General features: G+C 64.6%; 17 protein-coding genes and 2 tRNA genes. 9 read left to right on the top strand and 10 right to left on the bottom strand.

The window, feature by feature from the left end:
* Positions 1 to 40: 40 nt before the first annotated feature.
* Both ACPUD7_RS12235 and ACPUD7_RS12230 read right to left on the bottom strand, forming a co-directional pair.
* Positions 41 to 769: a DUF7581 domain-containing protein gene (locus ACPUD7_RS12235; RefSeq protein WP_425120053.1), complete on the bottom strand. Its 729-nt coding sequence runs from the start codon at positions 767 to 769 to the stop codon at positions 41 to 43.
* A 14-nt stretch (positions 770 to 783) separates the two neighbouring features.
* Positions 784 to 1,644 carry a Nif3-like dinuclear metal center hexameric protein gene (locus tag ACPUD7_RS12230; protein WP_425120052.1) on the bottom strand — a complete coding sequence of 287 codons (861 nt, stop codon included), beginning with the start codon at positions 1,642 to 1,644 and terminating at the stop codon, positions 784 to 786.
* 102 nt (positions 1,645 to 1,746) lie between these two features.
* On the opposite strand from ACPUD7_RS12230, the gene ACPUD7_RS12225 reads away from it, so the two are divergent.
* Complete coding sequence (locus ACPUD7_RS12225) at positions 1,747 to 3,288, top strand: fatty acyl-CoA synthetase (RefSeq protein WP_425120051.1); 1,542 nt, start codon at positions 1,747 to 1,749, stop codon at positions 3,286 to 3,288.
* A gap of 75 nt (positions 3,289 to 3,363) precedes the next feature.
* Here the strand turns inward: ACPUD7_RS12225 and bioB are convergent, their stop codons facing one another.
* Complete coding sequence (gene bioB / locus ACPUD7_RS12220) at positions 3,364 to 4,458, bottom strand: biotin synthase BioB (RefSeq protein WP_205683401.1); 1,095 nt, start codon at positions 4,456 to 4,458, stop codon at positions 3,364 to 3,366.
* A 226-nt stretch (positions 4,459 to 4,684) separates the two neighbouring features.
* Between bioB and ACPUD7_RS12215 the strand changes: the two genes are divergently transcribed.
* Positions 4,685 to 6,169 carry a uracil-xanthine permease family protein gene (locus tag ACPUD7_RS12215; RefSeq protein WP_425120050.1) on the top strand — a complete coding sequence of 495 codons (1,485 nt, stop codon included), beginning with the start codon at positions 4,685 to 4,687 and terminating at the stop codon, positions 6,167 to 6,169.
* A gap of 191 nt (positions 6,170 to 6,360) precedes the next feature.
* Here ACPUD7_RS12215 and ACPUD7_RS12210 read toward each other — a convergent pair.
* Positions 6,361 to 6,437 (bottom strand) — tRNA-Pro (locus ACPUD7_RS12210).
* An 82-nt stretch (positions 6,438 to 6,519) separates the two neighbouring features.
* On the opposite strand from ACPUD7_RS12210, the gene ACPUD7_RS12205 reads away from it, so the two are divergent.
* Positions 6,520 to 7,017 carry a TetR family transcriptional regulator gene (locus ACPUD7_RS12205; RefSeq protein ID WP_425120049.1) on the top strand — a complete coding sequence of 166 codons (498 nt, stop codon included), beginning with the start codon at positions 6,520 to 6,522 and terminating at the stop codon, positions 7,015 to 7,017.
* A gap of 117 nt (positions 7,018 to 7,134) precedes the next feature.
* Positions 7,135 to 7,211: transfer RNA gene (locus ACPUD7_RS12200), tRNA-Val, on the top strand.
* Positions 7,212 to 7,457: 246 nt separating this feature from the next.
* On the opposite strand, the gene ACPUD7_RS12195 is transcribed toward ACPUD7_RS12200, so the two are convergent.
* Together ACPUD7_RS12195 and ACPUD7_RS12190 are read right to left on the bottom strand one after the other, a co-directional pair.
* Complete coding sequence (locus ACPUD7_RS12195) at positions 7,458 to 7,799, bottom strand: cupin domain-containing protein (protein WP_425120048.1); 342 nt, start codon at positions 7,797 to 7,799, stop codon at positions 7,458 to 7,460.
* 54 nt (positions 7,800 to 7,853) lie between these two features.
* On the bottom strand, positions 7,854 to 8,519 hold the full coding sequence (locus ACPUD7_RS12190; protein WP_135542399.1) for a helix-turn-helix transcriptional regulator: 666 nt from the start codon (positions 8,517 to 8,519) through the stop codon (positions 7,854 to 7,856).
* Between the two features lie 48 nt (positions 8,520 to 8,567).
* Between ACPUD7_RS12190 and ACPUD7_RS12185 the strand changes: the two genes are divergently transcribed.
* The gene (locus tag ACPUD7_RS12185) at positions 8,568 to 9,158 is read left to right on the top strand and encodes a DUF2249 domain-containing protein (RefSeq protein ID WP_135542401.1); all 591 of its coding nucleotides are present in this window, start codon (positions 8,568 to 8,570) and stop codon (positions 9,156 to 9,158) included.
* A 41-nt stretch (positions 9,159 to 9,199) separates the two neighbouring features.
* Here the strand turns inward: ACPUD7_RS12185 and ACPUD7_RS12180 are convergent, their stop codons facing one another.
* Positions 9,200 to 9,676, bottom strand: a complete 477-nt coding sequence (locus ACPUD7_RS12180) for an Lrp/AsnC family transcriptional regulator (protein WP_135542403.1) — start codon at positions 9,674 to 9,676, stop codon at positions 9,200 to 9,202.
* A gap of 109 nt (positions 9,677 to 9,785) precedes the next feature.
* On the opposite strand from ACPUD7_RS12180, the gene ACPUD7_RS12175 reads away from it, so the two are divergent.
* Together ACPUD7_RS12175 and ACPUD7_RS12170 are read left to right on the top strand one after the other, a co-directional pair.
* Complete coding sequence (locus ACPUD7_RS12175; protein WP_135542404.1) at positions 9,786 to 10,967, top strand: trans-sulfuration enzyme family protein; 1,182 nt, start codon at positions 9,786 to 9,788, stop codon at positions 10,965 to 10,967.
* 114 nt (positions 10,968 to 11,081) lie between these two features.
* Positions 11,082 to 11,843: a MerR family transcriptional regulator gene (locus ACPUD7_RS12170; protein WP_425120047.1), complete on the top strand. Its 762-nt coding sequence runs from the start codon at positions 11,082 to 11,084 to the stop codon at positions 11,841 to 11,843.
* A 27-nt stretch (positions 11,844 to 11,870) separates the two neighbouring features.
* Here ACPUD7_RS12170 and ACPUD7_RS12165 read toward each other — a convergent pair whose 3' ends face one another.
* The 3 genes from ACPUD7_RS12165 to ACPUD7_RS12155 form a co-directional block, all read right to left on the bottom strand.
* Positions 11,871 to 12,275, bottom strand: a complete 405-nt coding sequence (locus ACPUD7_RS12165) for an HIT family protein (protein ID WP_135538435.1) — start codon at positions 12,273 to 12,275, stop codon at positions 11,871 to 11,873.
* A gap of 61 nt (positions 12,276 to 12,336) precedes the next feature.
* Positions 12,337 to 12,804, bottom strand: coding sequence for a redoxin domain-containing protein (locus ACPUD7_RS12160; protein WP_135538437.1), 468 nt, complete (start codon positions 12,802 to 12,804; stop codon positions 12,337 to 12,339).
* Entirely contained in the window at positions 12,801 to 13,244 is a 444-nt protein-coding gene (locus ACPUD7_RS12155; RefSeq protein WP_135538439.1) for a DUF3052 domain-containing protein, read from the bottom strand. The genes ACPUD7_RS12160 and ACPUD7_RS12155 overlap by 4 nt, the downstream gene beginning before the upstream one ends.
* A gap of 262 nt (positions 13,245 to 13,506) precedes the next feature.
* On the opposite strand from ACPUD7_RS12155, the gene aceE reads away from it, so the two are divergent.
* Positions 13,507 to 16,269 (top strand): pyruvate dehydrogenase (acetyl-transferring), homodimeric type, encoded by a 2,763-nt coding sequence (gene aceE / locus ACPUD7_RS12150; protein ID WP_425120046.1) that lies wholly within the window; start codon positions 13,507 to 13,509, stop codon positions 16,267 to 16,269.
* 134 nt (positions 16,270 to 16,403) lie between these two features.
* The gene (locus tag ACPUD7_RS12145) at positions 16,404 to 17,603 is read left to right on the top strand and encodes a PucR family transcriptional regulator (protein WP_135538443.1); all 1,200 of its coding nucleotides are present in this window, start codon (positions 16,404 to 16,406) and stop codon (positions 17,601 to 17,603) included.
* The last annotated feature ends 42 nt before the right edge of the window (positions 17,604 to 17,645 follow it).

The raw sequence follows: 17,645 nt of genomic DNA, 5'->3' as shown, positions 1-17,645 counted from the left end.
GCGTGCAGCGCCGGGGCAGTGTGCAATGGCGCGGCAGCGGTCAGCTGCGCCGCAGCAGCACCGCTTCGCACTCCTCGCATGCGTAGGTTTCGTTCACATCGGCGCCGAGCATCGCGTTCCACGCGGCTCCACCGATCTCCTGCCCGCAGGCCTGACAGTTCGGCCCCGTGAGCAGTGCGGCTCCGGGGCCGCCCTGGCGCACATTCGCCTCGAAGGCCGTCACCACCTGCTGCGGAAGCTCACGTCGAGGCTGTTCGGATTCCGCTTCATTGACTGTGAGAAGTTCGCTCAGCTCGGCCTGCCGATTCTTGACGGCCGTTTGCACTTCGCGTCCGGCCGCCGTGACCTCGGCAAGCCTGTCATCGATGGCGGCGAGTCCCGCCTCGGCGGCTTCGAGCCGTTCCATCTCCTCGAGTTCGGACTCCTCGAGTTCGCCCACGCGCTGTTCATGCCCGGCGATCTCGTCCTGCAGATTCACCAGGTCCCGGCTGGTCAGTCCTGTGCCGTCGTTGAGTTCGACGCTCTTCTTCTCGATCTTCGCCCGCTGGGCCTCGATGAGCGCATTCGTCTCGGCGATCGCAGCACGGTGGGTTTCGACGACTTCGTTCGCTTGGGCCCGCTCATCGCCGAGTTCCTTGTGCTTGCGCACGAGCTCCTGCAGTTCCCCGGCTCGTTTCGGGTTCTCATGTTCGTGGCGCAGGGCGCGGCCCTGGGCAGTGAGTTCGATGAGGGTCGTCAGCGCGGCGCGCTGAGCATCGGTGATGAGCATCAAGTGTCTCCTCGTCAGTAGCGTTCGACCCAGGGGTCGGTGTTGACGGCCGAATGCTGCAGGGAGACGGTGAAGCCACGGGCGGCGAACTCCGCTTCGAGTGCTTCGGCCGCGGCGTTGAGCCAGACGGTCTCGGACGCCCAGTGGGAGACGTCGATGATTTCGAGTCCGCCTTCGCGCCGGTTTGAGGTGTCGAGCGCTTCGGTTGCCGGGTGGTGGCGCAGGTCAGCGGTGACGTAGACCTCGGCGCCATGGGCGCGAACCTCGTCGAAGAGGGAATCTCCGGCACCCCCGCAGACGGCGACTCGAGTCACTGTCGCAGCGGGATCTCCGGCGATGCGCACTCCTGTGGTGGTGCGCGGAAGCTGCGCTGCCAGACGTCTGGCAAGCTCTCTCACCGGGGTCGGCTGAGGCAGGTCACCGACACGTCCGATGCCCGTAGCAGGAAGGTCAGGCTCGGCGGAGGCGGCGATCCCAGCGGTGTGCGGTGTCAGGGGTTCGGCGTCGGTGATGCCGAGCAGAGAGATGAGGACATCGGAGACACCGCCGCGAGCGGAATCGGCATTCGTGTGCGCATTGAACAGTGCGATGTCGTTGCTGATGAGCGTGTGCACGGCCCCGCCCTTGAGCGTGGCGGCGTTCACAGATTTCACCGGTTTGAGCATGAGCGGGTGGTGGTTGAACACGAGATCGGCTCCGAGCACCACAGCCTCGGCGATGACCGCGTCCATCGGGTCGAGCGCCAGGAGGATCGAACGCACCTCGGAGTCGGGATCCCCGACCGCCAGGCCCACCGAATCCCAGGACTCGGCCAGGGCCGGCGGCCACAGCGCATCGAAGACGTCGACGCAGTCACTCACCTTCGGATGTCTCATGGCTCCACACTATTACATTCCCCGAGCGGGAATCCTCCGAGCTGGGGGCCCGGCAATGAGATCAACTTCACACATCGTCGAATTCGCCCATATATTGGAACCATGTCAGTTTCAGATACCGCAGCCGCCTCTCCGACCTCCAGCAACACTTCGACGATCTCCGATCTCATCCGTCGCAGCGCCGGCCGCTTCTCCGCGGCCACGGCGATCGAATTCTCGGATCGGAGGTGGACATACGCTCAGCTCGACGAAGCTGTCACGGCCGTCGCCCGGGAGCTTGTGCGCCTGGGCGTGACGAAGGGCGACCGAGTGGCCGCCTATGGCAAGAACTCGGATCTCTACGTCTTCCTCTACCTCGCCTGTGCCCGCACGGGTGCCATCCACGTGCCGGTGAACTATCAGCTGAAGAACGACGAGCTCGACTACATCCTCGACAACGCCGGAGCGAAGATCGTCTTCGCCGACGGCGACCTGCTCGACACCGTCACGGCCACTCCGACGGGTGGGAGCGCTCAGGTCATCGACTTCTCGACTCTCGTGCCTGTCGCCACCGCAGGTGACATCGCCCCGGTCGGCGCCGGTGAGTTCTCGGTCACCGATGCCGATGTCGCACAGCTGCTCTACACCTCCGGCACCACCTCGGCGCCGAAGGGAGCAGTCATGACACACCGCGCACTGATCCACGAATACCTCTCGGCGCTGCTGTCGCTCGACTTCACCGCGGATGATCGCTGCGTCCATGCGCTCCCGCTCTACCACTCCGCGCAGATGCACGTCTTCCTCATCCCGCTGCTGTCCGTCGGCGCCCACAACATCATCGTCCCCGCACCGGTTCCCGATGAGCTGCTGGCGATCTTCGAAGAACGCGAGATCAGCACATTCTTTGCCGCGCCCACGGTCTGGGTGGCACTGGCGAACAGTCCCGAGCTCGAGACCCGCAATCTCGACAGCCTCCGCAAGGCCTACTACGGCGCCTCGATCATGCCCGGACCGATCCTCGACCGACTCCGGGCACGCTTGCCTGAACTCGGGTTCTACAACTGCTTCGGGCAGTCCGAGCTCGGCCCCCTGTGCACGGTGCTGCGCCCGGAGGAGCACGACGATCATCCGGGCTCCGCCGGACGCCCCGTCATGTTCGTCGAGACCCGCGTCGTCGACTCGGCCGGCAACAACGTCGCCCCGGGCACTGAAGGCGAGGTCCTCTACCGCTCACCGCAGCTGTGCGAAGGCTATTGGAATCGTCCCGACGCCACCGCCGAGGCATTCGACGATGGCTGGTTCCACTCCGGCGACCTCGTCAAGGTCGATGAGGAGGGCTTCATCGAAGTCGTCGACCGTGTCAAGGACGTCATCAACACCGGCGGAGTCCTTGTCGCCAGCCGGCAGGTCGAAGACGCGATCTTCGAGCTGGCTCCGGTCGCCGAGGTGGCAGTGGTCGGCGTCGCCGATGAGAAGTGGATCGAAGCGATCACGGCCTTCGTCGTCCTCAGATCGGGACAGCCGGAACTGAGCGCTGACGAGGTCATCGCCCACGTCAAGAACCGTCTGGCGGGCTTCAAGGTGCCCAAACGAGTGGAATTCGTGGCCGAACTTCCGAAGAACTCTGCCGGCAAGATCCTCAAGCGCAGCCTGCGCGACGTCTGAGGACGTCTGCCGGTCGAGCCCACACGGCTCCGATTCGACGCAGACGGATTCGGCCTCGGAAAAGAGGGACGATCCTCAGACGTTCGCACCCTGAGCCGTGCCGGCCCCGCGCCTGCGGATGACTGGATCGCTGCGATCGGCACCCGCGGCGATGTCCGTGCCTGCATCGCCCTGCTGGTCCGCGGTGTCGTCCTGGCCGAGGACCGTGAAGCCGTTGTCACGGATCATCGCGAGGTCGTCGGCGGCGGCCTGCCCCTCGGCGGTGAGATAGTCGCCGAGGAAGATCGAGTTCGCCAGGTGCAGTGCCATCGGCTGGAGAGATTTGAGGTGGATCTCGCGCCCGCCGGCGAGACGGATCTCGCGATCGGGGCAGACGAAGCGTGCCGTTGCGACGATCTTCATGCACTGTGTCGGGGTGAGGTTCCATTGGCCTTCGAGCGGGGTGCCGTCGAAAGGCACGAGGAAGTTGATCGGAATGGAATCGGAATCGAGGTTCTTCAACGCGAAGAGAGCTTCGATGATCTGTTCGTCGCTCTCGCCGAGGCCGACGATGAGTCCGCTGCACGGCGAGAGTCCGGCGGATTTGGCGAGCTCGACGGTGTTCGTCCGGTCTTCGTAGGTGTGGGTCTTGACGATGTTGTCGTGGAAGGACTCGGCTGTGTTGATGTTGTGGTTGTAGGCATCGGCACCGGCATCTCTCAGTGCCTCGGCCTGCCCTTCGCGAAGGATGCCCAGACACGCGCAGACCTCGACGTCGGGGTTCTCGCCCTTGAGCCGTTCGACGATCTCGCCGACGCGGCCGACATCGCGGCGGCTGGGCCCGCGACCGCTGGCGACGAGACAGACACGTGCGGCTCCCCCGCCGATTCCCATGTTCGCCTGGTCCATCGCCTCCTCGGTGCTCAGCCACGAGTATTTGAGGATCTCGGCCGTCGATCCCAGCGACTGCGAGCAGTACGCGCAGGACTCCGGGCACATCCCCGATTTGAGATTGACGAGGTAGTTGAGCTTGATCGTCATCGCGAAGTACCGGCGGCGCAGCCGGGATCCGGCGGATACGAGTTCGAGGAGGTCTGCATCGGGCGTGGCCAGGAGGGCGAGTGCTTCAGACTCGGTGATCTGTCCTCCGTCCAGAATGGAATCGGCAAGTCGGTGGGGAGTCATGGTCATCATCGAATGGTCCTTTGCCTGACTGGAAGAAATCCTGGTTTGAAATCTGCCCAGGTCAACAGTCCTGAACAGTGTTCAATACGATAGCAGAGATGCCCTTCCTGCCACGTCTCCGGCCACTCACCCCCGGCGCCCGGACACCCCAATTGTCAGTGAGCGCATAGAATTCTTCCGGCGGCTGAGGCCACCTCCCGGACTCGGCGATGAATACGGAACAAGGAGCGCAATGACGGACTCGGAGCAGACGGGCACTCGGCAGCAGCCCGGAAGACAGCGCGGTTGGCGGCTGCACGGCGACGGGCGGACCATCCGCCCGGGAGAGCGTGTGCTGCCCGAAGAGCGTCTGAGCTGGCCGCGGACGATCAGCGTCGGTGCCCAGCATGTCGTCGCGATGTTCGGTGCGACGTTCCTCGTCCCGCTGCTCACCGGCTTCCCGCCGTCGACGACTCTGTTCTTCACCGCGATCGGCACCCTGCTCTTCCTGCTCATCACCAAGGGGATGATGCCGTCCTACCTCGGGTCCTCGTTCGGCCTGCTGGCACCGATCGGTGCGGTCACCGGGTTCTCGGCGACCGCCGGCGAGGACCTCGAACCGCACGCCATGGCCTTGGCGCAGGGAGGAATCATCTCTGTGGGAGTCACCTTGGCGCTCGTCGGGCTCGTCGTCCATTTCGTCGGGGTGCGGTGGATCGAACTGACGATGCCACCTGTCGTGACCGGTGCCATCGTCGCCCTCATCGGGCTCAACCTCGCACCGGCCGCGTGGGATTGGGTGCAGGAGGCACCTCTGACAGCAGTCATCACCATCGTGGCCATTCTGCTGGTCACCGTGGCGTTCCGGGGCATGTTCGGGCGACTGTCGATCCTCATCGGGGTGCTCATCGGCTACGCGGCGGCGTGGCTGCAGGGCGAGATCGACTTCACGACCGTCGACCAGGCCGACTGGGTCGGACTGCCCGCGTTCCATGCTCCGGCATTCGATCTCGGATACCTCGGCCTCTTCCTGCCCGTCGTCCTCGTTCTCATCGCCGAGAACATCGGGCACGTGAAGTCGGTGGCGGCCATGACGGGACGAGATCTGGACAAGCTGACGGGACGCACACTCTTCGCCGACGGATTCTCCACGATCCTCGCCGGCTCCGGAGGCGGTTCGGGAACGACGACCTATGCGGAGAATATCGGCGTCATGGCCGCTACTCGCATCTTCTCCACCGCGGCCTACCTGTGCGCTGCGGTCATCGCACTCATCCTCAGCCTGCTGCCGAAATTCGGCGAGATCATCGCCACCATTCCCCCGGGCGTCCTCGGCGGTGCGGCAACCGTCCTCTACGGGATGATCGGCATGCTCGGTGTGCGGATCTGGGTGGAGAACAGGGTCGACTTCGCCAATCCGATCAATCTCAACACCGCCGCGGTGTCCCTCATCGTCGCGATTGCGAATTTCACCTGGACTCCCGGCGGTCTCCAGTTCGAAGGAATCGCACTGGGCTCCGCCTCGGCGATCATCGTCTACCAGGTGATGAAGGCGATCGCCCGGTGGCGCGGAACGGATCCCGATGCCCTCGTCGAGACCTTCGCCGAGGCCGAACCGAGCGCGCAACCATCAGCGGACTCGGACCCAAGCTCGGGGGACGGTTCGTCAGCGGGCTCGGATCCGAGTTCGGGAGCTGCTCCATCGTCGGGCGTGGAGGCGAGCGATGAGCGGGAGTAGAGGCCCTCGAGCCGCTTTTCGTGCACTCCGCCATCAGGTTTCGTACCAGCCATCGGTTCGCAACCCGATGGCTGGTACGAAAAGTGATGATCACCACTTCCGGCTGCCGGAGACGACCTGCGGCACTGTGTCGAGCTGGAGATGCAGAAAGTGCCGCAACCTCGCCTGAGCGATGCTGCGGCACTTTCCCGTGGTCGGGATAGCGGGATTCGAACCCACGACCTCCTCGTCCCGAACGAGGCGCGCTACCAAGCTGCGCTATATCCCGTGACCAGGAACTACTATAGCGAGGGGAACGCGATCTGAAAAATCGGGACGAGCCCCAGACGAAGAATGAAAGGTATGTCTCATTGGCACTGACCGCCGAAAGCATCACGCACACCGCTTTGGACATCCTTTCGCGCTACGGTCTCGGCGACCTGTCCATGCGCCGACTGGCCCGTGAACTCGGGGTTCAGCCCTCTGCTCTCTACTGGCACGTCAAGGACAAACAGTCTCTTCTCGTCCTCATCTCGAAGAGCCTCAAAGCCGAGGTCGATGCCCGTTGCCCTGTCACGGCCGACCCTCTGGCCGCGGCACTGTCCATGCGCGAGATCCTGCTGAAGTATCGCGACGGTGCCGAGATCGTCCTGCTCGGCTATTCGATCGCCGCCGAGGATGTCGCTCCGCAGGCGCTCAACGCCCAGCGGCTGGGACCCGACGTCTCCCAAGGGGTCCTGACCCAGACTCTGGGTGCAGTGGCCGTCGAACAGAGTCGCGCACTGTTCGATATCGACCCTGCCGACGTGGCAGAGAATTTCGCGGCGAATGTCGCTCAGATCCTTCAAGGTTCGCCACCACGTCCCTGAATGCCGATCCTGCTGCCGAGACGACCGCGCCCCTGATGAGCCGCGGTTGCGATTCGTCGGAGCCCCACGGGTGTGGCATACTGATCAGGCGTTCTCGGAGTCTCCGATGACGCAGTGGGGCCTATAGCTCAGTTGGCTAGAGCATCTCGTTTACACCGAGAGGGTCGGGGGTTCGAGTCCCTCTGGGCCCACCAGCACAAACACTTACCCAGACACCATCGGCGCACGTCGATCCACTCCCCCGGTGCCCCCGAGCCCTCAACGTCTCATGTTCATCCTACGGGGCTTCGGATTGGCACCGAGACAATAACCGGCATAGACCAAGCCGAATTTCGCACCCCCTGGAGGAATCGACAGTGTCGCGCCCGTCTGCGGGCTGAGGACTCGTCGACAGCCACTGGAGCAGCTCACGATCGGAATCCTTGAGTCACATCCTCACTTCAGCTGATGTCCATTCTGATGGTGAGAATGAAGGCGGCGTCCTCGAGCGCGGTGACCGCGTGCCTCTCGGCTGGGATGGCGATGTGATCTCCGGTCGACAACTCCCATGACTCGTCCGTCGTCGTCAGACGCACAGAACCCTCGAGAACCTGCAATGTCGCTTCGGGCGGGGAATCGTGCTCGGCGAGTTCGGAGCCGGCAGCGAGGGCGAGCAGCACCTGCCGCAGATAGGTGCCGGTGAATATTCCTTTGGCTGCTCGACCGCTGCCGGCGCGGCGAGCTCTGCTGAGCAGTTCGCGGCTGAGTTCGGCAAGATTCTCGGACGTGAGCTTCTCGGTCATGGTGGTGCGGTTCCTTTCACATTGGTGAGTGGTGCTCGTGGTCCAGGGTCCAGATCAGCGTCTGCGCAGACGGGCGCGGCAGCTGGTCGGGGTGGCGAAGGGCTCGAGCGATTCGACGGCATTCGATGACTGTGCGGCTTCGAGGAAGCCGGTCATCATTCCGCGGTGGATCGCACACACCAGGCTCCCGTGCGTGCCGAGGAACTCGCGCAGCGGACAGTTGTGGAGGTCGATCTGATTCCCGTCGAGGCGGGCCGGCGCGAACCCGGCCGCATCCAGCGTGTCGATGAGTCCGTCGACGGCGGAGTCGGCCCGACTGCCCGCGCCTGCGGCTGCACCGCTCCCCCACTGATACCCCGCCTCCTCGGCCTCGCCCGCGGGATCGGGCGCGGACGCGACGCGCGAAAGAAGGATACGAGCGAGCAGATCGGCTCGGTGCGGCCCGGAGTCCGTGGCCGGCGTGAGGAAGTATCGGACCTCGGGCCGTCCGGGCCCATGAGCGGGCCGCGTGTGACGAACGACGTCACCGTCGCGTTCGAGGACTCCGAGGTGAAAGCGGACCGTGTTCGGGTGAACTCCGAGACTCTCGGCGAGTTCGACCGCTGTGGCACTGGATCGTCCTCGCAGCTGTCGAAGGATTTCGGCGCGCCGACCCCCTCGCGCAGCCGTCGAATCCGGCCGGCCGAGGGAATCGCCGCGTGGTCCCAGTCGAGTGTCCATGATGATAGTTTATCCAAGAGATATTCAGAACAAACCAGAGGAGCTTTCGTGTCCGAAGAAGCCGTCATCGACGTTCGCACCATCCCCAAGCCCGAACGCCACCCACTCATCATCGACGCCTACGAGAAGCTCGACGTCGGTGCTGGGCTGATCCTCGTCAATGATCACGTCCCCGAGGGCCTGCGCGTAGAGATGGTCCGCGAGTTCGCCGATGCCGTCGGATGGGAGCCGCTGGAGAGCAGCGAGGACGCCGTGCGGGTGCGCATCGTCAAGCAGGCGGCGACTCCGACTCCGCGGGTCGTCCTCGACGTCGCCGAGGTGGCCGGCACCGAGGCAGAGTCCGGTTCGGTCTGGCAGCTGCCGACTCAGCAGCGTGATCTCGACGCGAATGTCATCGCCCTCGCCCCGGGCGGAGAGATCCGCGAGCACACCGGACCGAACCTCGACGTCCTCATCCATATTCTCGACGGCGCCGGAACGCTCGAGACCGAAACCGGCACGATCGACCTGTCACCTGGCCAGATCGTATGGCTGCCGCGCCTCTCACGTCGCCGGTTCACCGCCGACGCCGAGAACGGGCTCAAGTACTTCTCCGTCCACCAGCGCAAGCAGGGCCTGACGATCTCCGCCCGGCCCTGAGCCTCCCCTCGTGGGCATCGCCGATGCCGACATGACGCGACTCAGATGTCCTCAGGCATCCACGCCGAGCCCTCCTCGACCCGATAGATGAGGTTCGTGCGCGTATGCGCTACCGCTGGATACCGGGTGAGGTAGTCGAGGACGAACGACTGCACCGCCTCGGTGTCGGCGGCGACGATGTGCAGCAGATAGTCATCCGCCCCAGCCATGTGGTACATCCGCACCACCCCGGGGAACTTCAGCGCTGCGGCCGTGAAGGCGTCGATATCGGCCCGGTCGTGCTTGGCCAGTCGGATCGAGACGAGAGCGTGCAGGCTGACACCGAGGGCACCGGGATCGACATCGAGCCGGAAGCCGCGGATCACGCCGAGGGACTTGAGGCGCTTGAGTCGCAGAGACACCGTCGACTCGGAGATGCCGACTTCCGCGGCCAAGGCGGCGCCCGAGGCGCGCGCATCGGCGTTGAGCGCCCGCAGGAGGCGGTGGTCGGTGACATCGAGTGAGACATTCTGCGACATGAGTCACATTCTTCCAGAGATTCTCGCAGGATTTCCATCACTGACGCCGATCATCGAAGTCTCTTGAGAATTCCTTGCGCGCAATAGGAGAACCATATTGAATGCGAGTATGACCTCAATGCATCCGGAGACCCGAATGGTCCATGGCGGAATGGAGGGTCTGGCGGAGGCCGGCGTCCATGTTCCTGCCATCGACCTGTCCACCACCAACCCGGTCAATGACGTCCGGACCGGAGGGGACTCATATGAGAACCTCGCGTCAGGGCACCGGCCGGGCGCCGGCGACTCGGCCGTGTACCAGCGGCTGTGGCAGCCCGGCGTGGCACGCTTCGAAACAGCACTGGCAGACCTGGAGAACACCGAGGAGGCCGTTGCCTTCGCCACAGGCATGGCCGCACTCACCGCGGCCCTCCTCGCCGCGGTCCAGGCCGGCACCCCTCACATCGTGGCCGTCCGCCCGCTCTACGGCGGCAGCGACCACATCCTCGAATCCGGCCTGCTCGGAACATCGGTGACCTGGGCCGAGGAAGACGGAATCGCCGAGGCCATCCGTGAGGACACCGGGCTCGTCATCGTCGAGACCCCGGCCAACCCGAGCCTCGACCTCGTCGACATCGGGGCCGTCGTGACAGCAGCCGGTGGGGTACCCGTCCTCGTCGACAACACCTTCTGCACCCCGGTGCTGCAGAGGCCCGTCGACCACGGTGCCGCCCTCGTGCTCCACAGCGCCACGAAGTACCTCGGCGGCCACGGTGATGCGATGGGCGGAATCATCGCCGCGAACTCCGAATGGGCCACCCGGCTGCGCCAGGTCCGCGCGATCACCGGCGCCCTGCTGCATCCGATGGGTGCCTATCTCCTCCATCGCGGACTGCGCACGCTGTCGGTGCGGATGCATGCGGCCCAGGACACGGCCGGAGAGCTCGCCCGCCGCCTGCAGTCGCGTCCGGAAATCGCCCGCGTCCACTATCCCGGCCTATCCGGGGGCGACCCGCGCGGACTCGTCGGCCGGCAGATGGACGGCGGCGGCGCGATGATCGCACTCGAACTCGCTGGGGGCTTCGAGGCCGCCCGAACCCTGGTCGAACACTGCGACCTCATCGTCCATGCCGTCTCACTCGGCGGTGCCGACACACTCATCCAGCACCCGGCCTCACTGACGCACCGCCCCGTCGCGGCCACCGCGAAGCCCGGCGACGGACTGGTACGGCTGTCGGTCGGGCTCGAACATGTCGATGACCTCGCACGCGACCTGTTCACCGCACTCGATGCGATCCGGAGTGCCGCCTGAGGCCCACCGGAGCACCGGCGCCCCTCGTGCCCGCCCCGGACGATCCCGGGGCGGGCACAGTCGTCTCAGTTCTGGCTTGACCTTGACGTCGCGTCAACTTCTAGGCTGTCAGGCATGGACTGGTCCATTCAGGAAACAGCACGGCTGACGGGAACGACGAGCAGGACTCTGCGTCATTACGACGCGATCGGTCTGCTGCCGCCGACGTACATCGCCGCCAACGGCTACCGCTGCTACGACGAAGCGGCTCTGGTGCGCCTCCAACGCATCCTGCTGCTCAAAGAACTGGGGCTGTCGTTGACGACGATCGCCGAGGTGCTCGACCGCACCGAGGACCCGGTCGAGGCGCTGACACGCCATGTGCTCTCGCTCGGACGCGAGCGGGATCGCATCGACCGGCAGATCGCATCCGTCACCGCGACGATCACGCATTTGAAAGCAGGTGAACCGCTCATGGCGGAAGAGATGTTCGATGGCTTCGACCATCGGCAATACGAAGAAGAGGTGACCGAGCGTTGGGGCGCCGACGCGTACCGACGCTCCGATGAATGGTGGTCCCGGAAGAGTCACACGGACAAACAGGTGTGGAAATCGCGGGTCGCCGTGCTCTCCCAGGATTGGATCGCCGCCGCAGAGGCGGGGGCGCGGCCCGAATCGGACCGCTGCCAGGAACTCGCCCGCCGTCATATCGAATGGCTGAAGGCGATTCCGGGCACCCCGGCCCATGATCCCGCAGGGGATCTCGCCGGCTACGTGCGCGGCCTCGGCCGAATGTACGTCGACGACCCACGACTCGGTGCGAACTACGGCGGGACCGCAGGCGCCGAGTTGGTCAGGGACTCACTCGACCGCTGGCTCGAGGCCCATCGGATCTGAGACGGCCCGCGACGGACCTCATCTGGTTCAGGGCAGTTCGGAGAGTGCCTGACGGATCTTCTCTGCAGGCACCTCCAACTGCTCCGGGGTCTGCATCGGAGCTCGATCGGAGATGTCGAAGTCGTCCATCGAGTTCGTCGGCAGCACGTGGATGTGCAGGTGGGGCACTTCATAACCGACGATGAGCAGACCGATGCGCTCGCAGTCGAGGGCCCTCTTCTGCGCTTCACCGAGCCTCTTCGCCACGGTCATGAGATGGTTCATCAGCTCCTGGTCAGCATCGATCCAGTGCGAGATCTCCTCACGCGGGACCACCATGAGATGACCTTCTGTCATCGGAGCAACGTCGAGGAAGGCGACGCACTTCTCGTCCTCATGGACGAAGGTGCCGGGAATCTCGCCATTGATGATCTTCGTGAACAGCGTGGCCATGTGGAGTCCTCCTTGCAGTCCCCGCGGAGCGTGGACCCGCCCGCGGAATGTGGCTCGAATTTCACAGGCAGGAGACGGCCGCAGCGAAATCCGCGCCGAAGTCGCGGGTCTCGGTGCGAGCGACCTGCCTGCCACTGACGATCGTACCTGTCGGGGCGATCACGAAGACCCCGCGCTCGGCGACGCCGTGGATCGGGTCGAAGACGCCGAAGGCACGGGCCGACTCACCGTGCGGCCAGAAGTCCGACAGCAGCACGATATCGGTGTCGGCGTGCCGGGCCCAGGCGGCCAGGGTGTACTTCGAGTCCACGGACACCACGACCACCTCGACAGCCCGCCCGCGCTCGCGCATCCGCTTCTGCCACACATCGAGTGCGGCGAGTTCGTCACCGCAGATCGGTGAGAACGCAAACGGGACGAAAACGAGCACGACCACGCGAGGTCGGGCCGCCTCGGTGAGGGTGAAGACCGATCCGAACTGATCGGGAAGGGCGAGATCCGGGGCCCGGTCACCGGGCCTGAGGATCATGAGAAGTTCTTTTTGCCTACGAGTCGGAAACCGGCCCAATCATCGGCGGCACTGACCGTCGACGTCACGTGCATCCCGGCGGTCGGAGCCGCCTCGGAGATGTCGGCTGGGCTGATGTGGCCGGGGCGGTTCGCCTTCGGGCTGAGCAGCCACACGACTCCGCCCTCCTTCAACGTGGCCTGGGCGTCGACGAGGCCGTCGATGAGATCATCGTCGTCCGATCGCCACCACATGAGGATCACGTCATAGACATCGTCCTCTTCGCCGTCGGCGATCTTGTCTCCGATGATGCTTTCGATCGCCTCGCAGAGTGCCTGGTCGACATCGTCGTCATAGCCGATCTCTTGCACATAGTCGCCCTTGCTGAAGCCGAGGTTGTGTCCCAGCTCGTTCGCGAGGGTCGAAGTGGAGGATGTCCTTTCAGAAGCGGAGTTGCTCATGCCTGTATTGTTCCGTCAACAGTGGTCAAGGTGCAAATGATGTCCGCGCCCGCGCGCCGCAAGCGCAGTCAAAGGGCATCTAAGCACGCATTTCCGTCAGGGAGATCACAAGTGAACGGCACAGCGAAGTTTGCCTGCCCGTACTAGGCTGACCTGTGTATCGGGTGGACCCTGGGCTCAGACATCCTGCGGACCACACTCCATCTGATGGACATGATCTCTACACCAATGAAGATCGTGGAGCTGAAGAGAGGACCACATCGTGGACAATCGGAATCAGGGCGGCCCCATTCTCAACGGCCTGCCCAGCCAGGTGCCCGACATCGACCCGGAGGAGACCGAGGAATGGCTGGCCTCCCTCGATGGCCTCATCGATGAGAGCGGTCGAACACGAGCACGCTACATCATGCTGCGCATGCTCGAGCGCTCACGGCAGAAACAGATCGGTGTCCCCAGCCTCACGGCCACCGACTACGTCAACACCATCGGACCCGAGAACGAGCCATGGTTCCCCGGCGACGAAGAGGTCGAGCGCCGCTACCGCCGTTGGAACCGCTGGAATGCCGCCATGCTCGTGCACCGGGCCCAGCGTCCCGGCGTAGAGGTCGGCGGACACATCTCCACCTACGCCTCGTCCGCGACTCTCTACGAGGTCGGGCTCAATCACTTCTTCCGCGGCAAGGACCATCCCGGCGGCGGTGACCACATCTTCTATCAGGGTCATGCCTCCCCCGGTATGTACGCTCGTGCCTATCTCGAGGGGCGGATGAGCGCCGAACAGCTCGACGGGTTCCGTCAGCAGCAGTCGCACTTCATCGACGGCAAGCCGCAGGGGCTGCCCTCCTACCCGCACCCGCACCAGCTGCCTGACTTCTGGGAGCACCCCACGGTGTCCATGGGTCTGGGGCCGATGAACGCGATCGCGCAGGCTCAGTTCGACAAGTACCTGCACAACCGCGGCGTCAAGGACACGTCCCAGCAGCAGACCTGGGCGTTCCTCGGCGACGGCGAACTCGACGAGCCCGAGAGCCGCGGCATGCTCCATGTCGCCGCTTTCGAAGAGCTCGACAACCTCAACTTCGTCATCAACTGCAACCTGCAGCGGCTCGACGGCCCCGTCCGCGGCAACGGCAAGATCATGCAGGAGCTCGAATCCTACTTCCGCGGTGCCGGCTGGAACGTCATCAAGGTCGTCTGGGGACGCGAGTGGGACGCCCTGTTGGCCAAGGACCGCGACGGTGCGCTCGTCAACCTCATGAATGTCACGCCCGACGGTGACTACCAGACCTACAAAGGCGAGTCCGGCGGGTTCGTCCGCGACAACTTCTTCGGCCGTGATCCGCGCACGAAGGCGATGGTCGAGAATTACAGCGACGAGCAGATCTGGAACCTCAAGCGCGGAGGCCACGACTATCGCAAGGTCTACGCCGCTTACAAGGCAGCCCTCGAACACACCGGTCAGCCGACGGCGATCCTCGTCAAGACCGTCAAGGGCTACTCGCTCGGACCTCACTTCGAGGCCCGCAACGCAACGCACCAGATGAAGAAGATGACCGTCGACGACCTCAAACTCGCTCGCGATCACTTCCAGATCCCGATCTCGGATAAGGAGCTCGAAGAGAATCCGCAGCTCCCGCCGTACTACCACCCGGGTGTCGACGCCCCCGAACTCAAGTACATGCAGGAGCGTCGTGCCGAGCTCGGCGGATACTCCCCCGAACGTCGCAGCACCCACATCGACCTCAAGATGCCTTCCGAAAAGGCCTTCGAGGCCGGGCGTCGCGGTTCGGGCAAGCAGCAGATCGCGACCACGATGGGCTTCGTGCGCGTGCTCAAGGACCTCATGCGGGAGAAGGAGTTCGGTCACCGGATCGTGCCGATCATCCCCGATGAGGCCCGCACCTTCGGCATGGACTCGTTCTTCCCGACGGCGAAGATCTACAACCCACACGGTCAGAACTACATTTCTGTCGACCGGGACCTGTTCCTCGCGTACAAGGAAGCCACTGACGGTCAGCTTCTGCACGTGGGCATCAACGAGGCCGGCGCGACCGCAGCACTGACTGCGGCGGGCACCTCGTACGCCACCCACGGCGAGCCGATGATCCCGTTCTACATCTTCTACTCGATGTTCGGCTTCCAGCGCACCGGCGACTTCTTCTGGGCCGCCGGCGACCAGATGGCCCGCGGATTCGTCCTCGGTGCCACCGCAGGACGCACGACACTCGTAGCCGAGGGCCTGCAGCACGGCGACGGCCACTCGCATCTGCTCGCCTCGACGTACCCCTCGGTCGTGTCCTACGACCCGGCTTACAGCTACGAGATCGCCCATATCGTCAAGGACGGCATCCACCGGATGTACGATCCCGCCGATGAACGCGACCCCGACGTGCTCTACTACATCACCATGTACAACGAGCCGATGGTCCAGCCGGCCGAGCCGGAGGGCCTCGACGTCGAAGGCGTGCTCAAGGGCCTCTACCTGCTCAAGAAGGGTGCCGACAACGGTGGGCCGAAGGTTCAGCTAATGGCCTCCGGTGTCGGTGTCCAGTGGGTCCTCGAGGCTCAGGAGCTGCTGGAGAAGGACTGGGGAGTCTCGGCCGATGTGTGGTCGGTGACTTCGTGGACCGAGCTGCGTCGTGACGGCCTCGACGCCGAGAACGAGCGGCTCAAGCACCCCGACGCCGAATCGCGTGTGCCCTATGTCAGCGAGAAGATGGCTGAGACCGAAGGCCCGGTCATCGCGACCTCGGATTACATGCGAGCCGTGCCCGACCAGATCCGCCAGTACGTGCCCAGCCACTTCACCTCGCTCGGCACCGACGGCTACGCGATCTCGGACACCCGTCCCGCGGCTCGTCGCTACTACCTCGTCGACGGTCCGTCTGTGGTCACCCAGGCGCTCATCTCCCTGGCCGACACCGGGAAGATCTCGGCTGAGAAGGCCGCCGAGGCGGCGAAGAAGTACCAGCTCGACGATGTCCGAGCGGGCAGCTCGGGATCGACCGAGGGAGCAGGAGCCTGATCTCCTGAGATTGCTCACGCGTTGAGCCCCGATATGGCCGGAGTCTCCAAGACTCCGGCCATATTTGTCTCAAATTCCCACTGGTTGTATGTCGCTGACAACGTATTTGTGAGTAATCATCTAAAGTCGTACTCATGATGTCTGATGCCGAGTCCGTGCGCCGTCGCGCCGAAACCGCCCGTCGACTGCGGGCGGGAGTCGGGGTCCTGTCGTCGGTGACGCTGCAGCGGCTTGAGACGCAGCTGCCCTGGTACCGCACGATGTCGTCCTCTGACCGGTCCTGGGTAGGCTTGCTCGCCCAGTCGGGCATCTCCTCATTCGTCGACTGGTACCGCAAACCCGATAAGAACCTGCGCGTGGTCTCCGACCTGTTCAAGACCGCTCCGCGCGACCTCGTCCGCGCCATCAGCCTGCAGCAGACACTGCAGCTGCTCAAGATCGTCGTCGAAGTCGTCGAGGAGCGCGTTCCGGACATCGCCCGTCCTGTCGAGCAGCCGGCCCTGCGCGAAGCCGTGCTCGTCTATTCGCGCGAGGTGGCCTTCGCCGCCGCCGATGTCTACGCCCGCGCCGCCGAAGCCCGCGGCAGCTGGGACGCCCGACTCGAGGCTATGGTCATCGACGCTCTCGTTCGCGGAGACTCCGTCGATGAGCTCGCCAGCCGCACCGCTGCCTTCGGCTGGCAGTCAGACGGCCCAGTGTGCGTCATCGTCGGGCGTGCCCCGCAGCGCTCGGCGAACAAGGGCCTCGACGGAATCCGGCGCAAAGCCAGCAGGTGGGCCGACGACGCCCTCGTCGGCATCCACGACAACCGGCTGCTCATCGTCCTGGGCGGGGTCACCGAAGTCGATGAGGCCGTCGAGGATCTGTCCGACTGCTTCGGTCCCTCCGAAGTCATCGTCGGACCCACGGTCCCGGCGCTGGCCGAGGCGGCCACCTCGGCGAAAGCGGCGATCCGCGCACTCAAGGCCGCCACAGCACGCCCTGACTCCCCGCGGCCGGTCAAGGCCGATGACCTGCTGCCCGAAAGGGCACTGGCCGGAGACCGGATCGCCTTGGGCGAGCTCATCGACCGCTATTACGCACCATTGACGTCGGGCACCGGGCAGCTGCTGAAGACCGTCAGCGCGTATGTCGAATTCGGATCCTCGCTCGAAGCCACGGCCAAGGCGCTGTCAGTGCATCCGAACACCGTCCGCTACCGTCTGCGCAAGATCACCGAAGCCATCGGACTCGACCCGACGACGTCTCGCGATGCGTTCGTCATCCACATCGCATTGGTCTATGGGCGACTGTCAGAAGACGGCGTATTGTCGAACAGCGACAAATCTCATTGAAATCGGTCCGACGTCCATTAGATTGGCATCTGGAACCCAACG

The sequence above is a fragment of the Brevibacterium sp. FAM 24630 genome, from assembly GCF_049804075.1.
Classification (GTDB): Bacteria; Actinomycetota; Actinomycetes; order Actinomycetales; family Brevibacteriaceae; genus Brevibacterium.
The sequence above is the reverse complement of the archived record's forward strand: the minus strand, read 5'-3'. Positions and strand labels throughout refer to the sequence as shown.